This window comes from Halomonas organivorans (assembly GCF_014192055.1).
In the GTDB taxonomy this organism is placed as follows: domain Bacteria; phylum Pseudomonadota; class Gammaproteobacteria; order Pseudomonadales; family Halomonadaceae; genus Halomonas; species Halomonas organivorans.
This window is the reverse complement of sequence record NZ_JACHXM010000065.1, coordinates 1-3,883: the sequence shown is the minus strand read 5'-3', so window position 1 is coordinate 3,883 and position 3,883 is coordinate 1. Positions and strand designations below refer to the sequence as shown.

Genomic DNA, 3,883 nt, shown 5'->3' with positions numbered 1-3,883 from the left:
GTCAGCAACGTCAAGTTCCAGGACGGAGAGCAGGTAGCCGATCAATCAGACAGGAATGCGGCCTGACCGCCATCCACCAGATTTGACGATAACTCATGCTTGCGGCCCCCGGGTCACCTGCTAATACCAAGGTCTAGCGCTGTCGAGGCGCCGGGGTTTGACATGCCCGTGGCCGGCGCATAGGGTGCGGCAACAGGTTTTTGTAAATTGGTTTTACCAATTATCCGGTCGGGTCGTCGCCACATGTCCTGGCCATCGCTTCAGGCCCCGAGGATTCCTGGCCCCATGATCCCGTCACACGCTATCCCGCCAGGCCCGCTGCCGTGACGCCTCTGCGGTTGCCCCATCCTTTCCCGAGAGTCTGTCTCGCCGTGCCTCCCTGGCCGGCCCTTATCAACAGCTCATTCATCGCACAGGGTTTGCCATGATCATTTCCGCCGCCACGGACTATCGCCAAGCTGCCAAGCGTCGTATTCCCCCCTTTCTCTTTCATTATGCCGACGGTGGCGCCTACGCCGAACACACGTTGCGGCGTAACGTCGAAGATCTTGCCGATATCGCCTTGCGCCAGCGCGTGCTGAAAGACATGTCCACGTTGTCGCTGGAGACAGAGCTGCTTGGCGAGTCGCTGGCCATGCCGGTCGCCCTGGCTCCCGTGGGGCTGGCGGGAATGTATGCCAGGCGGGGCGAGGTGCAGGCGGCGAGGGCCGCCGCCGGTAAGGGCATTCCCTTCACGCTGTCGACGGTGTCGGTATGTCCAATCCAGGAAGTGGCCTCGGCGGTGGATCGCCCGCTGTGGTTTCAGCTCTATGTGTTGAAGGACCGGGGATTCATGCGGCATGTCCTGGAGCGCGCCAAGGCGGCGGGCGTCAAGACGCTGGTCTTCACGGTCGACATGCCTGTGCCTGGGGCGCGCTATCGCGATGCCCATTCCGGCATGAGCGGCAAGCACGCGGCGCTTCGTCGAATGCTGCAGGCCGTGACCCATCCCTCCTGGGCCTGGGACGTGGGAGTGCATGGTCGTCCGCATGACCTGGGCAACGTGTCGGACTATCGCGGCCAGCCGACGGCGCTCGAGGATTACATCGCCTGGCTCGGTGACAATTTCGATCCCTCCATTTCCTGGCGGGACCTGGAGTGGATTCGCGAATTCTGGGACGGCCCGATGATCATCAAGGGCATTCTCGACCCCGAGGATGCCCGCGATGCCGTGCGCTTCGGGGCGGATGGTATCGTCGTCTCCAACCATGGCGGTCGCCAGCTCGATGGCGTGCTTTCCACCGCGCGGGCGCTGCCGGCCATCGCCGACGCGGTCAAGGGCGAACTGGCCATCCTGGCCGATTCCGGCGTGCGCAGCGGGCTCGATGTGGTGCGCATGATCGCCCAGGGGGCCGATACCGTGCTGCTGGGGCGTGCCTTCGTCTACGCTCTGGCCACCGCGGGGGAGTCGGGCGTGGCCCATCTGCTCGAGCTGTTCGACAAGGAGATGCGCGTGGCGATGACGCTCACCGGGGCGCGAACCATTGCCGATCTCGGGCCGGATTCCCTGGTGTCGGCGGCGAGTCGCGAGCGGCGCTGAGCGGCCCCGGTGCGATGAGAGGGAGGGGGAACCATCGCCGCGTCGGCCGCGCTGCCCGCGGGCCTGGGCGGCGCGTCACGAGGCGCCTCGAGGCGTCGTGTTTTCCGCTATAGTGCTGCAGCCTCGCCGCCACAGGACGGGGCGTCCTCATCATGTAGGGAGACATCACGTGGATCGCCAAGGAACCTGGAACACCCATGCCCCCTCGGGCCTCCTGCTGGCAGGCCTGGTCGGCTTCAGCCTGCTGGCCGGCTGCACCGAGGAAAACGAACGCTTCGTCTCGGCGCCGGAGGTGAGTGCCGGCGTCGGCATCGAGGGAGAGCTGACATCGAGCAGTCCGGTCAACCTCAACAACGGCGCTCGCTATTCGGCGCACTGGCTATGCGGAGGTGCGGATGCGGAGAGCTATCGCTATACCCTGGATGCGCCCTTCGCTGGTTCGCTGGCCGCGTTCGATGACAAGGGGCTCTGGCTGGGGGCCGCCGAGAGCGGCGACGACGGCCAGCCGGCCATCCTGCTGAGCGCCTCCGAGGCACAGCGTTGCACCCTGGTGGTGGTCAACGGTCGCGACGGCGGCGCCTTCGGCCCCTATTCGCTCGAGGCCGAGCCTGCCGATGACGGCGATGCCCTGGTCGCCGGCCAGCCAATGATCGGCCGATTGGACGATGGCGAGGCCGAATACTCGCTACACCTGGAGGCGCCGGCGTACCTGAATCTGGCGCTGTCCGGTAGGGACGGGATGGACATGCGGCTCACGGGCGAGGATGTGAGTCAGCGCGCGGAGTCCTGCGCGCCGGGCGAGCTGCGTCTCGACGCTTACCTGGAGGCCGGGGACTATCGAGTGCAGTTGGGGCGCGCGGCCAAGCCAAACGTGGCGGCGACGAGCTGTACCAGCCATCTGCTGAGCACCGGTGGGGCCTATCAATTGCTCGCCGAGCAGCGCGACCTTTCCGACGGGCGCCGCAACGGGGGGCCGTTGCGCGATGGCGACAACATCATCGGCAGCCTCGAGGGAGAGGCGCAGAACGCTTACCTCCTGCATCTCGACGAGCCCTCTGAAGTGGCCTTGACGCTGCGCTCTACGGCCTTCGACACCTTGCTGCGCGTGACAGGCGATGGCGCCGACATCAATGACGACGACGGCGGCGGCGGTACCGACTCGCGCATCGAGACGGTGCTCATGGCCGGCGACTATCGTGTCGAAGTGGGGAGCTATGGCGGTAACCGCGGTGACTATCGCCTGGAAGTGCGCCGCGGGGCGTTCGACGGGGAGTTTCGCAATGACGGTGCGATCGCAGGTGGAGAGGAAGTCCGCGGCCAATTGACCGGCGTGGGCGGCAATCGATATCGCTTCAGCGTCGAGGAAACCGCCGAGGTGAGCCTGGCACTCGACTCCCTGGACTTCGATCCCATGCTGCAGCTGCGGGGCAATGGCGTCGACCTCAGTGATGATGACAGCGGTGGCGATCGCAACGCCTTGATCAATACCGTGCTCGAGCCCGGTGACTACACTCTGGACGTCCAGAGTTACAGCGGCAGCGGGATCTACACCCTGCGTGCCGAGCAGTCGGCCTTCACGGGGCGAATGAGCGATGGTGGTCGGGTGAGTCCTGGCGAAACTCTTTATGGGCAACTGACCTCTGGCGGGCAGCTGGCCTATCAGCTGGTGGTGGAGGAGTCTCGGGACGTTGTTCTGGAGAGCACATCCAGCGCTCTGGATACGGTCATGCGGCTGACGGGCAATGGTGTCGATGTGCAGAACGACGATGCCCCCGATCTAGGGCTCGGCTCTCGCATCACGCAGCATCTGCTGCCGGGAACCTATGACATCGAGGTGAGTGCCTTCGGTAGCGGATCCGGTATGGTACGCCTGTCGGTCGGCGAGTAATGCCTGCGGGCGCCGCTTCGGCGGCGCCCCGGCATCCGGCCGACACGATTCGGTAAAAAAGTCCTTGCGCGGTGCCGGGAGAATCCGTAAAGTACGCATCCGCTGCCGGCGACGGGCAACGTTGCAGGCGGTGGTGAGTGGCAAAAGTGCTTGTTTTGCCGAGGGTTTTTCGAAAGACATCGAAAGCGCCCGGTTGACAAGCTCAGCGGATTCGGTAGAATGCGCCCCACTCGATCGGAGGTTGGCTCGGACAGCTTGAGCCGATGCCTCGGTCGCCCGGTTCGCTTCGAACGCAGCGAAACGCAGGGTTGACACGAAGCACCGATCACGTAGAATACGCCTTCCTTGCGAGGCGCCGGGGCAGCCGCCACGGCAACGCAAGACGCTCTCTCCAAGCGGAAGAGCTGCTCTTTAAC

At 65.0% G+C, this 3,883-nt stretch carries 2 protein-coding genes; both read left to right on the top strand.

Annotation, left to right across the window (positions count from 1 at the left end; translation table 11 throughout):
• Window positions 1-424: 424 nt before the first annotated feature.
• Window positions 425-1,579, top strand: coding sequence for an FMN-dependent L-lactate dehydrogenase LldD (gene lldD, locus FHR96_RS22240; RefSeq protein WP_183389897.1), 1,155 nt, complete (start codon window positions 425-427; stop codon window positions 1,577-1,579).
• A gap of 169 nt (window positions 1,580-1,748) precedes the next feature.
• Window positions 1,749-3,467 (top strand): hypothetical protein, encoded by a 1,719-nt coding sequence (locus FHR96_RS22235; protein ID WP_183389896.1) that lies wholly within the window; start codon window positions 1,749-1,751, stop codon window positions 3,465-3,467.
• Window positions 3,468-3,883: the final 416 nt, after the last annotated feature.